Annotated in this window: 1 protein-coding gene; it reads left to right on the forward strand. The window is 69.9% G+C overall.

Going from position 1 to position 21,231, the window contains the following annotated elements; translation table 11 throughout:
* Nucleotide 1: 1 nt before the first annotated feature.
* Complete coding sequence (locus tag AB0P03_RS30925; protein WP_363631971.1) at nt 2-21,199, forward strand: hypothetical protein; 21,198 nt, start codon at nt 2-4, stop codon at nt 21,197-21,199.
* The last annotated feature ends 32 nt before the right edge of the window (nt 21,200-21,231 follow it).

The following is a 21,231-nucleotide window of genomic DNA, read 5'->3' on the forward strand; positions in this document are numbered from 1 at the left end:
CGTGTCGATCATGCTTCCCCCGGCCCTGGCCAAGCTGTTCGGGTTCGTGACCGGCATGAAGTGGCCCGAGGCCAACGAGGACCGGCTGCGCACGGCCGGTGACGACTACCTGGAGATCTACAAGAAGGTCCCCGAACTCCGCTCCTACCTGCTGGAGTTGGTGAACTACGTCAAGGAGGAGTTCGAGGGCGAGGCGGCCGACCGGTTCGTCCAGCAGATGGGGCAGCTGATCGGCGCCGACGGCGGCACCGACTACGTGACGGCCTCCGGGGATTCGGCGAAGGAACTCGGCGACTACGCCCACAAGACCGCCAACCAGGTCGAGTACGCCAAGTGGATGATCATCGCCCAGCTGGTCCAGCTGGCCGCGCAGATCGCCTGGGCCATCGCCAACATCCCGCTCACCTTCGGGGCTTCGCTGGCCACCATCTTCGCCGCCGAGGTGGCGACCAGGGAGCTGGTCAAGCAGGTCTTCATCTGGCTGTTCAAGCAGATCGCCCTGCACGAGTTCCTGAACATCACCACCTCCATGATCATGGACGGGATCATCCAGGGCATCCAGATCGGCCAGGGCCACAAGGACCACTGGGAGAAGGACACCTTCCTCCAGGCGATCGAGTTCGGCGCGATCAACGGCCTGCTCACCGGCCCGCTGGAACTGTTCACCTTCGGCTTCGGCAAGCTCTTCGGGAAGATGTTCGGCGGCGGCATCGGCAAGGAGCTGCAGAACAACCTCAAGAACCTGGCCGGCGCCGAGCTGAAGACCGCGGCAGACCTCGCCAAGGGCGCGGGCCGCTCGCTGGAGAACGCGGGGCTCAACACCCTCAAGAAGACCGGCGAGGGCGGGCTGGCGGGCCTCGGCAAGACCGGGGTGAAGGACGGCCTCAAGGGCGCGGCGGAGGGTGCGGCCAAGACCACGGCCAAGGACGCGGTCGAGGGTGCGACGAAGACCACGGCCAAGGGTGCGGCGGAGGGCGCGGCCAAGACCACGGCGAAGGACGCCGTGGAGGGTGCGACGAAGACGACGGCCAAGGGTGCGGCCAAGGACGCGGCGGAGGGGGCGGCCAAGACCGCAGGCAAGGACGCGGCCAAGGGCGCGGCGGAGGGTGCGGCCAAGACCGCAGGCAAGGACGCGGCGGAGGACGCGGTCAAGGCCGCCGAGAAGAAGCTGTCCAACGTCGAGAAGTTCACCCAGGAGATGGGCAAGTCCTTCGAGGAGCAGCTCGGGAGCCTGGGCATCTCCAAGGACCTGGCGAACGAGGCCGGGCGGAAGGTCGCCGAGACGATCGCCGGCAGCGGCGCCCGCTACGCCGTGGACCTCGGGACCGTCCGCAAGCTCCTGGACGCGGCGGTCAAGGACGCCGGCAAGGGCGGCGAGCACCAGGCCGTCAAGGACCTCGCGGACCGGACGCTCCACCTGATGGACGGTCTGCGGCCGCAGACCGGACTGCAGATGCTCTACAAGTTCGGCGAGGGCATCGGCGGCTACCTCAAGGGCGGCGTCCAGAACATCCTGACCGAGGGCACCTACAACTCGATCTTCGGCGACGGCTCGTTCTCGGTCACCGCCGAGACCTTCTTCGCCGGCGTCGCCATGGGCGCGATCGGCCACGCCGGGCACACCCTCACCGGCCCGGCCCGGCTCCGCTTCCAGGACAAGATCCGCGCGTGGGACGAGGAGTCCAGGAACAGCAGCGACGACAAGTACTACGGCCTGGGACACCCGCGAACCCTGCTGGCCATCGCGTCCACGCTGATGGGGCACCCGACCTCGCTGCTGATCCCCCGGCCGGAGGGGCCCAAGGCCCGCGAGGCGCGGCTGGCGGCGGAGGGGAACTTCGAGCACGCCACCCAGCCGAAGGACTTGCCCACCAGTTCCGACGGCTCCAAGTCGCAGCCGTCCACGACGGGGGAGCGGCAGACCAAGGACGCTCCGACCAAGACGGAGGCCAAGGCCCCCGAGGAGACGTCGAACAAGCCCGAGCCGCCGGCCAAGGTACCGACGTCCGGCGGCGGCTCGCACGAGCAGGGGCAGAAGTCGACGCAGCAACCCCCGGCGCACGAGACGGTGCCCGCGCCCGCCACGACGTCCGAATCCAACGTCCCCGCCCCCGCCCACGTCCCGGTGACCGGCGGGCACGAGCAGCCGAACCCCCGGGAGCAGCAGAACCCCCGGGGGAACGAGAACACCCGCGACAACGAGAACCCCCGGGAGAACGAGAACCCCCGGGAGAACCCGAAGACCCCCGAGCAGCAGAACCCCCGGGGGAGCCAGAACTCCCACGAGAACCAGAAGACCCCCGAGCAGCAGAGCGCCCACGAGAACCAGAACACCCACGAGAACCAGAACACCCACGCCCGCAACGAGGAACTGCAGTACCTGGAGGTCGACGAGTCCAACGCCCCGAAGGAGCACGGCCACCACCTGCCGTCCGCCGGCCCGGAGCGGCAGCCCGGCTGGGTGCTCGGTGACAGGCCGTCCCAGGAGACGTTGAAGGCCCTGGAGCGCCTGCCCCTCGACCCGTCCCGCTTCGCCCTGGTGATCCACACCAACGAGCACGGGATGCCGATGCACAACGGCCGCGAGCTGTCGGTGGAGAAGCTGGCCTCCGTCGTGCGCGGGCTCGCCCAGACCGGGCACCTCGGCGGGGACCGGCGCACGATCGAGTTCGTCGCCTGCGACCTGAACGGGCCGCTCAACTCCCGGTACGTCCAGGAGGTGATGGAGCACGTCTGGGCGGACCCGAAGCTCGCCGACGTCAAGGCGGTGGCGGCCGACGGTCCGGTCTGGGTGGTGCCGGGGTTCGACTCCCCGACCGCGATGAAGGAGGGCCCCGGTACGGGTCACGTCGTGGTCGCCGCGAAGGTCGGCTTCGGCCGGGACGGCAAGCCGGTCGTCGAGGGCGGCGGGAACTGGTACGAGTACGTCAACCCCGCGTCCGAGGAAGGCCGGGCGCGCGTCGAGGCCGGCGAGCCGCTGGTGCGCTCGTACCCCTCGCCGCTGCCCGAGCACTACACGTCGGGGCCCAAGCACACGGACATGGCGGAGGCCGCGGTCTTCGGCGACGCGGCGAAATCCGCGCAGGAGCACGGACAGCCGGCCCCAGGACAGGAACCGCCACCGGCCTACCACTACACCGACGCGCCCGAACACGTCCGCGCCGACGAGGACGGCCGGCGCGAGGAGCAGTGGCGCCAGGCCCAGCGGGACCTCCAGGACGCCTACGACGCCAAGCTCGCCGAGGCGGCCGACAAGCTGCGCCAGGACCCGGACGGCAGCGGCCACGTCCATGACGCGCAGGCCGAGGAACTGCTCCGCGAGTCCTTCACCGAGGGGCCCGTCCGCTTCCCCGACGACGCGCCGCCGGGCCTGCCCACGGCGGTGTGGAAGCGCGCCAAGGACCTGATGTACCAGGAGCTGACGGCCCGGCCGCAGGACCGCGAGCAGATCCTCGACGGCCTCGACGGCCTCACCCACCTCGCCGCGGTCCGCGAGGCGGCCGTCCGGGTGGCGATGGAGCGCTTCGACCGGACGGTGACCGAGTGGAGCGCCCCGCCGCGCACCCTCGGCGACGGCCCCGTCACGGTTTCGCACGCCGACCTCCCGGCGGTGACCCGGGACCTGATCCGCAGCGAGGCGCGGGGCGGCTTCAGCGCCCGGGCCGAGGCCGAGGTGGCCCGGATCTACGCCCGCCCGGAGGACCTCACCGGCGCGGGCAACGCGCAGGCCCAGCACGCCCTGAACCGGCTCACCGAGCACCTGCGCGGCGAGCTCGACTTCCGCGCCGACCACGAGACCGCGCTCGCCCAGGCGGAGCACCTGGTCGAGCGGGCCACCGCCGACTGGTACGACCGCCTCTCCCCGGCCGACCGGGAGCTGCTCGCCGCCGCCGGGGTGACGGAGCGCCCCGAGCTGTCACCCGACAGCGTGACCCTGATCAGGGAACAGCTGCGGGACCGCCTCGGCACCGACTTCGAGGAGGTCGCCGGCCCCGTCGACACGGCCGCCGGACCGCGCCGCGAGCGTACCCAGGCCGCGGACCTCTTCGGCCTGGCGCTGGCCGGCCGCGCCCAGGGCCTGCCGCACGAGTTCGCCGTCCAGGCGGTCCGCGAGGCGGCGATCCGGCGCGCCGCCACGGAGGCGGAGAAGGCGACCGAATCCTGGAACACGGACGCCGGCGCCGAGCGCAAGGACCGGGCCACCGCCTTCGGGGCGACCGAGCACGACGTCCAGCAGGCCCGTGGCACCGTCACCCGCGAACTGGCCCGGGACGTCGACCGGCTGGTCGCCGACCACCTCAACCGGAACACCGAGGACACCGAGGCGTTCGGGCGGGAGCTCGACGAGCTCACCGGCACCGGCGCCGTCCACGACCGGCTCACCCACCAGGCCGCCCGCCTCGCGGCCCGCCGCGCCGCCGAGGAGGCCGCCGAGAAGGCCGCCCAGGAGCACGGCGGCCTCACCGGGCACGGCATCGGCCGCCTGAAGGAGGGCCACCGGGACCGGATCACCTCCGCCTTCGACCAGGTGTTCGGCAAGCCCGAGGACCTGAAGGTCCGCCAGGAGGAGTGGGACGCACGGCACCGGGAACTCACCGAGGAGCTGGCCGAGCACGCCGCCTTCGAGGCCGAGGCCGCGCCCGCCCTGCACGACGCCGCGGCGGGGTTCGAGGACCGGGCGGCGCCGCACGTCCTCACCGACGACGTGATCGCCTTCCTCAAGCGCGAGTACGGCGACGAGTTCTTCGAGCGGTACCGCGAACTGTGGAAGCTCGCCCACCTGGACGCGGCCGGCTGGCGCGCCCACGAACGCGGCCACGAGGACGCCTTCGCCCGCCGCCGGGAGGAGGAGGCCGCGGCCGCCGAGGAGCAGCTCGCGCTGGTCCGGACGACCGCTCGCCCCGACACCCCGGAGGGGGCGGGCCACCACACGGATTTGCGCGAGACGGATTCGCACGAGACGGATTCGCACGAACGCCCTCGGCAGGACGACCTCCCCGAGTCCATCGAGACGGCGCTGACCGGCGCCACCACCCGGCCCGAGGAGCAGCCCGCACCGTCGCACACCGAGGCCCCGTCCGACCTCACGCTGCGGCCCCGGCCCGACGGCGAGGCGGTCGTCCACACCTCCGACGAGACGGTGGTCGTGCATGAGTCCGTGGAGTCGCCGGTGTCGGCGCCGCGGATGGTGTTGGATCGGACGCCGCGTTTCGTCGTGCATTCCTCGTTCGAGGCGCGTCGGTTCGATCACGAGGGTCCGGTGACTGATCTGACGGTGCGGATCGACTTCGTCGAGGGTGGTCGGGGGCACAACACCGCTCTGGTGTGGGACAAGGTCGTTCAGGGTGTGGAGGAGTACCTCAACGCGCCTGGTTACCGGTTGGCCAATGGCGACCGGATGCATGTGACGGTGTTGCCTGCCAGGCTGGGTGAGCAGGCGCATCTGACGGTGGACCTGGTCTCGCGGGGCCGGGAGATGGACCAGAAGTCCTGGTGGCTGGACGCGGATCCGATCGACTACGCGCACGAGTTGGGCCACCAGATCGGCCTGCGGGACGAGTACCGGACGGTGGATCTTCCGCACCGTCCGGCGGTCGAGGGCAGCCTGCTGGGTGACCATCGGGCTCCGGCGGCGGATGGTTTGCGGCAGGGTGGTCTGCGGGAGCGGCATCTTCAGCTGATCTCGTCGGTCGTGGGGCACCTCGATGTGCCGACCGGCGGAGGGTCGCACGGTCGGACCTGGGATGAGGCGCGGGAGTTGGCGTCGCCGCATGACCGTGAGCACGTCTGGGTGGACCCGGTCTCGGCCCCGCACGGGACCGGCTCGCACGAGGGCGGCCCGCTCGACGTCGCACCGAGGGTGCTCGGTGACGACCACCTGCCGCCGGGCAGTCGGCGGGTCATCAAGCAGCCCGGCTACGCGTCCGGTGACCAGTTCGGCATCTCGGTCGCTCTGCTCAACGACGCGAACCTGCACGTCATGATCGCGCGCGGGCCGCAGACGGCGGACGGTCGCGCCGTCGACCCCAAGGACAAGTCCCGGGAGATCGAGGCCTTCTACCGCTCCATCGGGATCCCCGCGGACCGCATCCACATGGTGGACGTGCCGAGCATGAACAAGGGCAGACTCTTCGAGGTGCTGGACGGCAGGGCCGGGCAGATGGCGGAAGGCTGGGGCGCCGTCTCGAAGACGGACTACGAGGCGATGGTCAGGGATGTCACGTTCGCCTCCTTGAAGGTCTCCAAGGATTTCTCGGACGAACTGCGGGAGAGGGTCCGCGAAGCCTGGAGGATGACCTCCGTGCGCGACCAGCAGATCGCCGACTGGCTGACGAGTCGTGGGATCACGCTGCCCGCCGAGGGCTCGAAGGTTCTGGTGCTGTGGTCCCGTTTCACCGGCAAGGCAACCCGGTGGGACGACTTGAGCAGCCGGATGGAGCACGACACGAGCTTCCAGGGGGCGCGGCAGATCCTGCGAGAGTTCGCCCGCGAACACGGCATGGTGATCATCACCGGTGACCCCCACCCCTCCCGGAACACCAAGTGGGACGAACTGGTCGCGGAGATGCGCGAGGAGCTCGGGATCGACACCATCCACCACATCACCGGCTTCTGGAGGGACGGCGGATCGGACCCCTCCGTCTGGACGGAGAACCTCAGGACCGGGCAGCTGAGGCTGTACGACTTCCTGAACCGCCGGTACGACATGAACCACCTCGGGGCCCGCTCCGGCAACCTGGAAGCCGCCGCGCTGCTCGGCCACGACGTCACGTACCTGGAGGAGGTGGGCTCCAGCGGACGGGCGCGGATGGAGCGGTGGCACCTGGACTACAGCACCGGCAGGGCCGCACTCGGAGGCAAGGCGCCAGGCTACGAGCGCGTGACGATCGACTTCCCGCCCACCGCGTCCGGCAAGTACACCACCCAGTTCGACGCGAAACACGGCTCCTTCCTGCCGGCGGGTGAGCGGGGCATGGGCAACGCGCCGGCGGGAAAGAACGAGATTCAGCTGCCGGGCACGGTCGACCGCGGTCACCAGCCGCGGGGCGAGACCGCCCTGTGGCGCAAGCCCGTGGAGGTCTACGCCGTGGAACGCGGCTTCGACTACGAGGCGCTGCGCAAGATCCGCGCGGAGCTGGGGCTTCCGGGTGACCGGCCGCTCGACGCCGGGCAGTTCGCCGCCAACCGCGTCCAGCACCTGCGGAACCGGTACGAGAAGCTGCGCCAGGAGTTCCTGAGGTCTTCGGGCAGCGAACCGTGGGTGGAGGGCTACATCGGCGAGCTCGACTACTTCTTCAAGGACAAGCCGGAGTTCGCCAACGCCTCCCCCGAGCAGATGTACCAATGGATGGTCACCAACGGGTTGCCCAAGCTGCCCGGACTTTGGTCGTACCACCGCGCGTCCCATAACAATGCGCTCGTGGCCGCCGAGGGCTACCGGATCCAAGACGTGCCCCGTGACGGGGACTGTCTCTACAACTCCGTCAACCAGCAGCTGTACTGGTTCGCTGACGCGTTGCAGATGCGCGCCCACGTCACCGAATGGATCAACCAGAACCGGGAGCTGGTCACCGCATTCGCGACCGAGCACGGGTCGACCTTCGGGGACCTTCGCTGGATGGCCCAGTCCCAGGGGTGGTGGGCGGGGTCCAACGGGGACCTGATCCCGTCGATCGTCGCCTCGGTATTGGGGGTGCGGTTGAACATCTTCGACGGGGTCAACTGGCACCCCGTGGTGCCGATAGCCGGTGCCCCCGCGACCAATGGAGAGGTCCGCCTGTTCCTCTCCGAGAGCCACTACTCCTTGCTGGTTTCCGAGCCGGCCCCCGTCACCGTTCCGGTGGACGAGGGTGGGCAGAAGCGGCAACTCGACCACAACAGTGACTCGGAGCCGGAGGATTCGGCGGAGAAGAGGCTTCGGCCGGCGCCTTCGGGGGTGTCGGAGGGTTCCGTCATGGTGAATCCGCTGGCGGTGGAGCACGGTGGTGGTATGCCGGTTCCGGGGCCGTTGCATGAGCGGGTGCAGGCGTTGGAGCACCTCGGTCCGGAGGCCCGGCGGGAGCTCGCGGCCGATACCGCTTTTGTGGAGAGTCTGCGGTCGGAGTTGTCGGCGGAGGACTTTGCGCAGGCGGCGGCGCGGTTGGTGATCGACGTCGATCCCCGTGTGCATCAGCCGGTTGCTTCGCGGCGTGAGGCTGAGTTGCAGGTCGCGCGGATGTTGCAGGACAAGGAGGTTGCGGCCAGGCTGGTGGCGGCTGGTGTGCGCGTGGTGGTGGTGCCGCGTGATGTGCCGTTGACCGGTGTTGCGGGTTTCGAGCGGCTTCGCGGTGTCCTGGTCGATGGTGAGGCGGGCAACGGGCGCGGCGTCGAGCAGTTGCGGGGGGCGAACGACGAGCTTGTGGTGGCGATCCCTGAGGAGAACCTGCTCGGTGAGCGGACGTCGGTGGGGCCGCACACTACGCAGCCGGAGGGGTATTCCTCGGCGACTCATGAACTTGCGCACGCGGTCCTGGAGTTCGGGTTGAGTCGTGAGCAGAGGGCGCTGGTCGAGGAGGCGTACCGGGGGAAGCGTCTCGCGGACGGTCTGGCTGATCTGTTCGGTGACGAGTCCGTGACGGTCTGGCCCGATGGATCGCGGCGCAATGCTGCGGGTGAGCTGGTCGGCAACTACTCGTCGGCGGATGTGCATGAGTTCTTCGCTCAGCTGAGCAACACGTACCTCGGGACGAACCACGGGAACGATCCACAGACCGGGAAGCCTCGCAACAACGGTGTCGACTGGGTCCGTGAGAACGAGCCGGAGCTGCTGCCGTTGTTGGAGCAGCTCTACGGGCCCGACCCGCAGTCCGTCCAGGCGCGGCCCTCGAACCAGGTCAGCCGGGCCCGGGCCGAGGAGGAGATGTACGAGGGCTTCCGTGAGTTCATGGAAGCGACCGGAGAGGAGCGGCACACCGTCTCCCACGAGGAGTCCACCCCGCAGGAATCGGTGGTCGTCCACGAGTCCGTGGAGTCGCCTGTGCCGGCGCCGCGGATGGTGCTGGATCGGACGCCCCGTTTCGTCGTGCATTCCTCGTTCGAGGCGCGTCGGTTCGATCACGAGGGTCCGGTCACTGATCTGACGGTGCGGATCGACTTCGTCGAGGGTGGTCGGGGGCACAACACCGCTCTGGTGTGGGACAAGGTCGTTCAGGGTGTGGAGGAGTATCTCAACGCGCCCGGTTACCGGTTGGCCAATGGCGACCGGATGCATGTCACGGTGTTGCCTGCCAGGCCGGGTGAGCAGGCGCATCTGACGGTGGACCTGGTCTCGCGGGGCCGGGAGATGGACCAGAAGTCCTGGTGGCTGGACGCGGATCCGATCGACTACGCGCACGAGTTGGGCCACCAGATCGGTCTGCGGGACGAGTACCGGGCTTCGGGTCTGTCTCATCGTCCTGCGGTCGAGGGGAGTCTGCTGGGTGATCACCGGGCTCCGGCGCCGGGTGGTCTGGGGCAGGGTGGTCTGCGGGAGCGGCACTTGCAGCTGATCTCGTCCGTGGTGGGGCACCTCGACCCGGCTCCCACGCATGGTCGGACCTGGGATGAGGCGCGGGAGTTGGCGTCGCCGCATGACCGTGAGCATGTCTGGGTGGACCCGGTTTCGGCCCCGCACGGGACCGGTTCGCACGAGGGCGGCCCGTTGGACGTCGCTCCGAGGGCGAACATCCACGAGGACAACCTGCCGCCGGAGCACCGGCGGTTGGTCAAGCAGCCGGGTTACTCCTCCGGTGACCAGTTCGGTATCTCGGTGGCGCTGCTGAACGATTCGAACCTGCACGTCCTGATCGCGCGGGGGCCGCGCACGGCGGAGGGCCGCGCCGTCAACCCCAAGGACAAGTCCCTGGAGATCGAGGCGTTCTACCGTTCCATCGGGATCGACGGGGATCGCATCCACACCGTGGAGGTGCCGACCATGGAGACGGGCCGCCTCTACGAGGTGATGGACGCGGAGGCCCGCCGCATCGTGGCCGAGGACTGGGAGGTGCTTTCCGAGCAGGACCAGGAGGCGGCGGTCAAGAGCGTCACGTTCGGTACTGACAAGGTCGCCAAGGTGTTCTCGGACGAACTGCGCCAGACCGTCCGCGACGCCTGGAAGATGACCCCCGCGCACGATCAGCGGATCGCCGACTGGCTGACGGGCCGTGGGATCACGCTGCCTGCCCGGGGTTCGAAGGTCTTGGTGCTCTGGTCCCGTTTCACCGGCAAGGCCACGCAGTGGGCCGACCTGGGCGGCCGGATGGAGCACGACACCAGTTTCCAAGGCGTGCGGCAGATCCTGCGGGAGGTCGCCCGTGAGCAGGGCATGGTGCTCATCACCGGTGACCCCCATCCTTCTCGGCAGAACAAGTGGAACGAGCTGGTCGCGGAGATGCGCGAGGAGCTCGGGATCGACACCATCCACCACGTCACCGGCTTCTGGAAGGACGGTGGATCGGACCCGTCCGTCTGGACGGAGAACCTCAGGACCGGCCAGTTGAGGTTGTACGACTTCCTGAATCGCCAGTACGACATGAACCACCTCGGGGCCCGTTCCGGCAACCTGGAAGCCGCCGCACTGCTCGGCCACAAGGTCGCGTACCTGGAGGAGAAGGGCTCCAGCGGACGGGAGCGGATGGAGAAGTGGCACGCAAACGACGTGGGGGAGACTGGATTCGGAGGCAAGGCGCCGGGCTACGAGCGGGTGGTGATCCCGACCCCGCCCACCGCGTCCGGTCGGTACACCATCCCGTACGACGAGAAGCACGGCGCCTCCAAGCAGTCGGGGGCGGGCGGTAAGGGCAAGGAGAAGAAGCAGTCGGGTGGGGGCGGCAAGGGCAACCAGCCGCAGGCCAAGCCCAACCACGGTTTCCACCTGAGGGGCGACATCCTCCGGTGGCGCAAGCCCGTCGACGTCTACGGCCAGGAACGCGGTTTCGGGTACGACGCTGTGGCCAAGATCCGGGAGCAGCTGGGGCTTTCGGGTGACCGGCCGCTCGACGCCGGGCAGTTCGCCGCCAACCGCGTCCAGCACCTGCGGCACCGGTACGGCAAGCTGCGCCAGGAGGTCGTGACGGCCTCGGGCGGCGGACGGGCGGTGGAGGATTACCTGGGCAAGTTCGACGAGGTCTTCGCCGACGGGCCGCGGTACGCCGACAACCCCCCGTGGCAGGTGTACCGGAGGATGGCCGAGGAGGGACTGCCCCTGTTGCCCGAACTGCAGTCGTACCACCGCAGCCTCCACGACGGCGCGTACCTGTACGAGATGGGCTACCAGATCCACGAGGTGCCCCGCGACGGGGACTGTCTCTACCACTCCGTCAACCACGTTATGGGCACGGCCGTCAGCCCTCAGAACGCGGCGATGCTGCGCAACCGCGTCTCCAGGTGGATCGGCCACAACATGGAGCTGGTCACCGCGTTCGCGCAGACGCACGGGGCGAAGCCCGATGATCTCGGCTGGATGGTCAAGACGAGGGGGTGGTGGGCCGGGTCGAACGGTGATCTGATCCCGTCGATCGTCGCCTCGGCTCTGGGGGTGCGGCTGCACATCTTCGACGGGGTCAACTGGCACTCCTTGGCGCCGGTACCCGGTGCCCCCGAGGGCAACAGGGACGTCTCCCTGTTCCTCTCCGACAGTCACTACTCCCCGCTGAGCCCTGTCCCCGCTCCGGAAGGGGTACCGGCTGCCGCCAGCACCCAGGAGGGCGATGGGGCTCCGAAGCGGCCGCTTGAGCACAACAGTGACTCGGAGCCGGAGGATTCGGCGGAGAAGAGGCTTCGGCCGGCGCCTTCGGGGGTGTCGGAGGAGTCGGTGGTGGTGAATCCGCTGGCGGTGGAGCACGGTGGTGGTATGCCGGTTCCGGGGCCGTTGCATGAGCGGGTGCAGGCGTTGGAGCACCTCGGTCCGGAGGCCCGGCGGGAGCTCGCGGCCGATACCGCTTTTGTGGAGAGCCTGCGGTCGGAGTTGTCGGCGGAGGACTTCGCGCAGGCGGCGGCGCGGTTGGTGATCGACGTGGACCCCCGTGTGCATCAGCCGGTTGCTTCGCGGCGTGAGGCTGAGTTGCAGGTCGCGCGGATGTTGCAGGACAAGGAGGTCGCGGCCAGGCTGGTGGCGGCTGGTGTGCGCGTGGTGGTGGTGCCGCGTGACGTGCCGTTGACCGGTGTTGCGGGTTTCGAGCGGCTTCGCGGTGTCCTGGTCGATGGTGAGGCGGGCAACGGGCGCAGTGTTGACCAGTTGCGGGGGGCGAACGACGAGCTTGTGGTGGCGATCCCCGAGGAGAACCTGCTCGGTGAGCGGACGACGGTCGGTCCGCATGCCACGCAGCCGGAGGGGTATTCCTCGGCGACTCATGAACTCGCGCACGCGGTCCTGGAGTTCGGGCTGAGTCGTGAGCAGAGGGCGCTGGTCGAGGAGGCGTACCGGGGGAAGCGTCTCGCGGACGGTCTGGCTGATCTGTTCGGTGAGGAGTCCGTGACGGTCTGGCCCGATGGATCGCGGCGCAATGCTGCGGGTGAGCTGGTCGGCAACTACTCCTCGGCCGATGTCCACGAGTTCTTCGCTCAGCTGAGCAACACGTATCTCGGGACGAACCACGGGAACGATCCGCAGACCGGGAAGCCTCGCAACAACGGTGTCGACTGGGTCCGTGAGAACGAGCCGGAGCTGCTGCCGCTGCTGGAACACCTCTACGGCACCGACCCGCAGTCCGTCCAGGCGCGGCCCTCGAACCAGGTCAGCCGCGTCCGGGCCGAGGAGGAGATGTTCGAGGGTCTCCGGGAGTTCATGGACGGGAGGGCCGAGGAGCAGCGCGTAGAGGAGATGTTCGAGGGTCTCCGGGAGTTCATGGACGGGAGGGCCGAGGAGCAGCGCGTAGAGGAGATGTTCCAGGGCTTCCGGGAGTTCATGGACGGAAGGGGCGAGGAACAGCACATCGTCGTGCCCGAGGAGACGGCGGTCGTGTCGCAGGACACCTCCCACGTCGTCTCCGAGACCGAGTCGGTAGAGCAGGCCGTCGACCACACCGTCTCCCACGACGAGTCCACCACGCAGGAATCGGTGGTCGCCGAAGAGAGCGGCCTGCCGCTGACCACGGACGATGAGGGGGCTGCGCTCCAGCAGACCTCCTCGCACACCGAGGAGACCACCGAGGAGACCACTGAGGGGATCACTGAGGGGATCACCGAGGAGACCACTGAGGGGATCACTGAGGGGATCACTGAGGGGATCACCGAAGAGTCGCTGACGGTGGCGAACTCCCATGAGGTCACGCAGAGCTCGCAGCAGCAGCAGGATCAACAGCAACAGCAACAGCAGCTGGAGCAACAACAGCAGCAAGAGGTGCAGCCTCCGCCGCCGCCCGCCCCGCTACCGCCGTCCCGTGTCGGCGAGCGCGGGTTGGCCGCGTACGACGTCCTGGTCGCTCTGAACCACGACGACGTGCGGATTCTGAACCAGCTCACCGACCGGTTCGCCGAGGCGCTGCACGGGGACCGGGATGCCGCGCGGACGCTGGCGAACAGCCTGTTCGGCGGCGAGGTGCTGCGGCCGACGGTGTCCGCGTTGTCCCGGGGCGATGTCCGGGAGGTGGACTTCCAGGCGGGCCAGTGGTCCGGCACGGTCCGGATCACGGGTGGCGCGGGGGACGGCACGTACGTCGAGACGGTGTCCGGCTTCGAGTTCGAGTACGGCTCGGAGCAGCAGAGCATGATCGGCGTCACCTCCGACGGGTTGACGCAGGCCAACCTCGGTGTGCAGTTCAAGGCGAAGTTCGGCAGCTCGGGGGATCTCACCGAGACGCTCGGCTATCAGCACGGCTGGCTGCACGGCAGTGCCACCGCCGAGGCCAGCAGGACACTGGCCCGGGGTAAGACCGTCGAGCCGGCGGCGCTGTTCGACACGCCGTTCAACGTGCGGGTGGAGTTCCTGGACGCCCGCCTCCAGGGCGCACCGGGGCCGTGGAAGGTGCCGCAGCCGATCGACCTCGGTTTCACCGGGCGGGTCGCCGTGCCGGTGCGGGAGACCGCGAACGCGCCGCAGGTGCCCCAGGCCCACTACACGGTGCCGCGGGAGACCGCCGAGAACCTGCGGCTGGCCGGCTCGCACATCGTGACCGACGTCTGGACGACCGCCCGCCCGCCGGCGCCCGTGCCGAACGCCGCGGGCGACATCGAGCTCGCCCCGGTGAACCAGCCCGTCGCGCCGGCCGGGCACGGCGCGGCGGCCCTGGCCACGTTCGTGGCGGGCTTCGAGGGCCAGGCCGAGCAGTACTTCGAAGGGCGCTGGCCCGCCCTCAAGCGCAGGCTGCTGGAGGAACTCGACCTCGGCACCCTGCACCAGGAGCTGAAGGGGGTGATGTCCGGCCAGAAGCTGACCATCGTCGACGACAGCCTGACCGGGCCCGCCGCGGTGATCACCATCGGCGGCGGGACCGTCTCCCGGATGCAGCAGGTCCACACCCTGCCGAGCACCGAGTTCAACATCGCCACCGCGACGACCCGTTCGCACGTCGAGCAGAAGACTGGCAGCAAGGACTGGCAGACGCTGCCGTCCTCGGTCGGCAACTGGATCGCCAAGAACGGCGGTGCCGGGGGCGGGCTGGGCGGCCGGGCCGGCCGGGACGACGTCGAGCTCCACGGCTCCGGTGACGACCTGGGGCTCGGCACCAAGGTCAAGAACCCGGCGGTGCTCTTCGAGGGGGCGGCCGACCTGACCGTCACCTTCGGCTGGCGGAGCAGGCTGGCCCAGCCCGCCGACCAGGACGCCCACGTCGATCTGGGTTTCCGGGTGGTGATCGACCAGGCCGAGGCGACCCTCGTCACCCCGGTCGAGGAGGTCGTGCCCGGCACGCAGCCGCCCGTGTTCACCGCTGCTCAGCAGCTCACGCCCCCCGAGCACGCCCACGCGGTGGGAGACGAAGTCCTGGCCCCCCGAGACGAGTTCTGGCAGGGGCTGCCCGACACCGCCACCGTCCGGGACCTGCGCAGCGTCGCCCCGCTGCACGCCGAACTCGACCGGATCGGCCGGGAGGTGTTCGGCGGCGAGCAGGGCTGGTCGGCGGTGCGCGAGGACATCCTGCAGGCCTACTCGCATGCCGCCGTCAGCGCCCACCTGGTCGGGATGTCGCGCGGATCCGAACTGCGCGGTCCCGAGGTCACCCTCGGCCCGTTGGAGAAGATGCACGTCTCCGTCACGGCCCGGGTCACCCGGATCGACCACGTGCGGCCCCAGAGCAACGCCGAGCTCAACCCGATCCGCGAGAGCAGCACCTTCGACTCGTCGCGTCACCTGCGCTCCGACACGAAGACCGTGCAGGGCCAGGGCGGCGGCAAGGGTCCGGTGCACACCCGGGAGGTGCTGGACGCCGCGGGCAAGCCCTTCAAGGACACCATGCAGGGCAACGTCACGGCCTCCGTGGAGTCGCGGGTCCGCGACGGGTGGCGCGGCGGGGAGTCCAGCAAGAGCTACGCGAACGGCAAGTACGGCAGTGCGCAGGAGCTGTTCCGGACGGAGATCACCCTGGACGTGACGGTCAACGGGGAGCATCGCGGGTCGGTCCCGCTCTCCGCCGAACTGAGCCTGGAGCAGGTGCACACGGCGCTGCGCCAGGTCGGCGAGCACGACCGGAACGGCTTCACGGCTCCCTCGGCCCCGCACCAGGAGGTCGCGGAGCAGGTGGCCACGCAGCGGACGGTCACCCGGCTCGGCCAGTCCGACGTGGTGCTGAGCCTCGGCAGGGGCGACACCGCCGTGCTGAGGCAGATCAGGGAGACGCTCGAACGGCAGTCCGGCCACCCGGTGCCCGAGCGCGTCCTGGCGCGGCTCGCCAGGGCGGTCGACCCGTACGGCCTCAAGGCCGCGCTGTCCCGGCTGAGCCGGGGCGAGCGGATCCGGATCCCGGTCGACCTCGACGGGTGGAAGGGAACGGTCGTGGTGGCGGCCGAGCTGATCAACCCCCGGCCGAGGGAGACGCTGGTCACCGGCTTCGAGTTCGAGGTCGGCAGCCAGCAGCGCACCACCACCGGCACCACCTCCGACCTGCGCACCCGGTTCCGGTTCCGGCTCAAGCTCGGGGGTTCCGTCCCGCACGTCGACCTCGCCGGGGAGGCCTCGCACACCCGGGACTTCGTCAAGGGGCTCTCGATCGACCGCACCGGCGGCACCAACAGCCGGGCCAAGGCCACGGAGTTGGCCCGACTGTCCGACTCCACCGCCGAGTTCACCGTCTCGTTCGAGCCGTCGAAGCGGTCGGCGAGGCTTGACGACCTGACCGTTCCGGTGTCGGCCGTGGTGGCCGCGCCGCACCGCACCATTGATCCGGCCGCGCCCGTGCGGCAACTGCCGAGCCACCGGCTCGGCTCCTCCGACGTCGTCACCGCCGTCTACCGGGGGCTGGGCCGGGAGGGGACGGTCCACGAGGTCGTCCAGGATCTGGGCCGCAGGGCCGCGGGCTTCCTGGGCAAGGACTGGCCCGGCATGCAGCGGAAGCTGCTCGCCGAGCTGGACTTCGACCGGCTGCACACCGACCTCAAGTCGGTGATGGCCGGCCACCCCATCGTGGTGAAGCACGGCCGCAGCCGGGCGTGGATCACCGCCGAGGTACGGGAACTGACCCCGACCGGTCCGGCACCGGTGGTCGAGTTCAACATCGGCCACGGCGCCCAGACCTCGCTCACCAGCGCCGACGGCGGGACCAACACCGGCGGCGGCCAGGGCACCGCGATCACCGGCAGCCTGCTGGCCACCACCGACGTGCTGGCCACGGGGGCGGCGTTCGTCGGCGGCGGCAGCGTCACCGGGGCGTGGGGCGTCGACCGGCTGGAGCACGGCAGTGCCAGCACCGCCAGCGGGACGGCCGTCAAGAGCAAGGTGACGGACGGCCGGTCCTACCGCGCGGACGTGGTGCTGAAGGTCGAGTTCGAGCGCAAGCCGGCGGTGAGCCTGGCCTCCCCGCACAAGATCCGCCCCAGCCGCGAGGCACGGGAGCAGATGTTCCGACGGCAGGACAGGGAGCGGCAGGACGCCGGCGGCAGCGCCGCCCCGTCCAAGTTCCAGGCCCTCAACCGGGAGCTGGTCAGGACCGGGGACCGCCTCGCCCGCGTCGGCCTGTACCGGCGGACGGTCGTCGAGACGCGGATCCACGCCGACGTGCTGCTGGAGTCCGGCCGGGGCGAGCCCGTCCGGCCGCCGCGCCCGGACGATCCCGACCGGCAGTTGCCCCCGATCCCCCCGGCCGTGCCGTCCGCGACGCAGGTCGTCCGGCGGCCGCCGGAATCGGTGTTCACCCACGGGGTGCACGAGACCGGCGTCGTGCGCTGGCTCGACGACACCTCCGGCGTGCGGGACCTGCTGACCGTGTTCGGTGAGCGCTTCTTCCGCGAGGGGACGTGGTCCTGGCTGGAGTCCGTCGCCCGGAACACCCACAGCCACGCGCAGTTGTCCGCCCTGTTCGGGTCGGTCGCCCGGGGCCGGGAGATCCTGCCGCCGTCGGAGGAGCACCCGAACGCCCCGCGCCGCGACGCGGTGGTGCAGGACGGCCGGACCATCGAGACCCCGTCGGCCGGCAAGCGCCTGTTCGTCGACGACGCCGGCATCAGCGCCACCATCTCGATCGTCCAGTTGGAGTACCACAGCGACAACCGGGTGGCCGCCTTCAGCCCGGCCAACGACTCCACCAGCGGCGGGCGGCACACCCGTCTCGACTGGCGGCGGTGGAACGTCCAGGGCCAGCTCGGCGCCAAGTTCGGCGCCAAGGGCGCCGCCGAGTTCACCACCGGCGTCGTCGGTGGGGGCGGCCACCGGTGGCGTGAGGGGCCGTCCGCGGGCTCCTCCGGGAAGACCGTGGCCAACGCCAAGATCCCCACCCCGGCCGCCCGCTACGTCGGCCAGGCCGAGGTCCAGCTGACCTTCCGGGACGGCGACCGGACCGAGACCGTGCAGGGCCTCGTCCCGATCGAGATGGAGATCCCGATCAGCGAGACCACCGTCGTCCAGTCGGTGAGCAACCACCGGGTGCTGTACTCGGTCCTGCACCCCGAGGGGCAGACGATCAGCCGCGGCTCCACCGCCGACGCCGTCGCCGAGACGCTCGCCACGCCCCTGCCCGGCCCCGCCAACGGGGTGCACTACCTCGCCGACCTGAACGAGCGGGGCACCCCCGCCGCGCAGGCTGTCCTGGAGGCGCTGAGCCACCTCCCGGCGGATCCCCGGTACTTCACCCTCGCCTACCACACCCTCCAGCACGACGGGGCGCCGACCTGGCTCGGCAGGGAGCTGAGCCCGGAGGAGATGGCGGGCGCGCTGCTGCGGCTGGCCGAAGGCGGCCAGTGGCAGGGCGAGCCGCTGCGCTTCCTCTCCTGCAACTCCGGTTACCGCCCTCCCGGCCCCGAGGGAAGCGCCGAGCGCCAGGCCTCCTACGCCGACAGGACCCTGCTCGCCCTCCACGAGGCGCTCGCGGCCCGCCGGGCCTTCGCCGAGGCCAACAACCTGCCCCTCAGCCCGGCGCTGGAGCGCCTCGGCCGCCCCGAGGCCTTCGCCGCCGGGGGCCTGGTCCACCTCACCGGCGGGGACCAGCCCCGCATGGTCGTCGCCGCGCGCGTCGGCTACACGGGGAACGGCCTCCCGAGGGTCGAGGGGGCCGGCGACTGGTACCACCTGGCGGTCACCGAGCACGGCACCGTCCAGTCCACCGCACATGGCCAGGAACTTCTGCGCCCGGACGAGGAGCCCGTCCCCCAGGCCACCGAGCACGACCCCATCGACCCGGACCAGCCGGTGCCGGTCGTCCTGGGCGACGTGGGCCAGGTCGGCGTCGGACATCTGGGCGATGAGGATCAGGTCGTCGCCGGGCATGCGGGCGATGAGGATCAGGTCGTCGCCGGGCATGCGGGCGATGAGGACCAGACCGCCGCCGGATCTTCGAGCAGCGACGGCGATTCCGTCTACTCGGTCCTGATGACCTTCCACGTGACGGTGCCCCTGCCGGTGGCGGAGACCCCGGCCGCGCCGAGGCCCCCGGCCGAGTGGTCGGTTCAGCGCACCCGCGCCTTGGAACTGCTCCAACCGCCGAAGCGGAACCGGATCGAGGGGGAGGTGTACGGCCCGACGGACGGCGGCGGCGCACCCGGGTCGAGGAGGCTGGAACGGCTGGCGTACGACTACGGCACCGGAGAAGCGGCCCGCACCGCGCTGGAGCTGCGGCTGCGTGATTCCGCCACCGTGGCCACGGTGGCCGTCACCCGACCGGGCGGCTTCGCCGAGGTGTGGACCGTCCGCGGGAACACCGAGGAGGAGGGAGGCGGCCTGCGCTGGGAGCTCAAGGAAGCACAGGAGAACGTGGAACAGTCCGCCAGCGCGGTCGTTCCCCCGTCGATCACGCCCGACACCCACCTGTGGGTGACGGCGTCCGGTGACCACGTATCGGCGGACGGTCTGAAGCTGCTTCCGAAGACGACTTACACCATCAGGGCGGAGAACTCCGGCGACATGTACCACATGCGCGCCGCCCTGGTCGCCTATCCGGACCGCGGCCTGGTGATCTGGAACGTCACCGAAGCCACCAAGGGCCAGGTCGAACAGATCATCAATCTGCATGACGACCTGATCCGATCGGGGCGCACGGTGGTGTACACGACCGAGACGCAACTGCCGAGCAAGTTCGGTCGCAACGAGACCGACGCGTCGGAGGATCTCGCCGCCTACCTCAAGCGGCCGCTCGTCGCCGACCATCTGAAACTGGTCAACAGTGCCGTGCCGTCCGCGACGAGGAACGCGGAGACCAAGGAGCAGGTGCAGGTGCAGGAGCTGACACGGGCCGTGGGCATGGTCGAGAAGCGCACCGCGAACTATCAGGATCCGACGGGCGAGGTGACGTTCCAGGACGCCCGGGTGACGGAGTTCGCCCGTGGCTACGGGCACTACACCCCGGAAGAGGGCGAGGCCTTCCGGCGGGACCTGGCGAATCCGGACTTCGGGGGCTTCGAGGAGGGGAAGAAGTACGTGCTCGTGGTGTACCGGGGCAGCGGTCACAGCGGCCGGGCCGGCGCCAACGCACCGGCCCTCGACACCGGTACGGAGGGCGTGGTGCAGATCATCGAGCAGGCCAAGGCGGCGCTCGGGGACGGTCACACGATCGTTCCGATGGGCGAGGAGCCCGCCGTCTGGGAGGGGCCGGCCCTGCGGGAGTACTGGAACTGGCCGTCGGTCGGGAACCGCCGCAAGGAGCTCGCGCTCCTCAAGTACCTCTCCGACACGTACGAGGTGGTCGGAGCGGTCGGCATGCGCAGCGGCGTGATGGACGAGCTCTCCTTCGCCGGAATCAAGATCGTCTCGATCGACATCAGCCCGCACCGCAACGAGGGCGACGGGCTGCCGAACCTCAAGCAGTCCAAGGGATGGACGCGCGGACTGAAGTTCGAGGAAGCCATGGGGCGGAACTACGGCCGGGCATTCATCACCGAGGCGAGGGCGAATGACCGGATGCTCGAAGGCGCGTTCCCCGGAAAGTTCCTGGGGGGCGATCCGAAGGTGATTCGAAGTGCGATCGAATTCTATCTGGGCCGTCACGAGAGGCCCATGGAAGTCGGGCACGAGTCCCACCCGCACCTGGCGGATCCCGTGCGCGTGGGCCTGGATCAGATGAAGGCCGTCGAGGAGATGACCGGCTTCGAACTGGCGAAGCAGACCCTGCCCTACCTGCGTGAATTCAACGAATTCAAGGAGCGCCTCGCTCCTGACGCGTGGGAGCAGGTGGAGGGGCAGCTGGCTCTGGCGGAGGACATGGCGCACGAGATCGAGTCGGCGGCCGCCAAGGTCTGCGCGACTGCCGTGCCGGAGTTCGGCGCCAACGGACTCAAGGCGCTCGGAGTCACCTGGATAGCCGACAACCACTGGAAGGTCCTGGCGGAGGACTACACCGGAACCATCGACAAGAAGGTCAGCAACGCCGCTTTCAAGGCGATCAGGGAGGGGCTGGAGGAGGCTCTCGCCGAGTACTTGACGAGGCAGGCCAACCCCGGGGTGGACGAGAAGACCATCAAACAAATGCGGAAGGGTTTCTGGACCCCGGAAGTCAAGGAAATGGTCCGGAAATTGACCGAGGACCAGCTGAAGAGGATCTACCAGATCTGCCGTGAGCAGTACAAGGCCCCGTCGGACGAAGACGGCGAGGCCCCGGCCGGATGATCCGGCCGGGGCCCGCCCCGGGGGCCTTGGCG

Source organism: Kitasatospora sp. NPDC088779 (assembly GCF_040685395.1).
Classification (GTDB): Bacteria; Actinomycetota; Actinomycetes; order Streptomycetales; family Streptomycetaceae; genus Kitasatospora.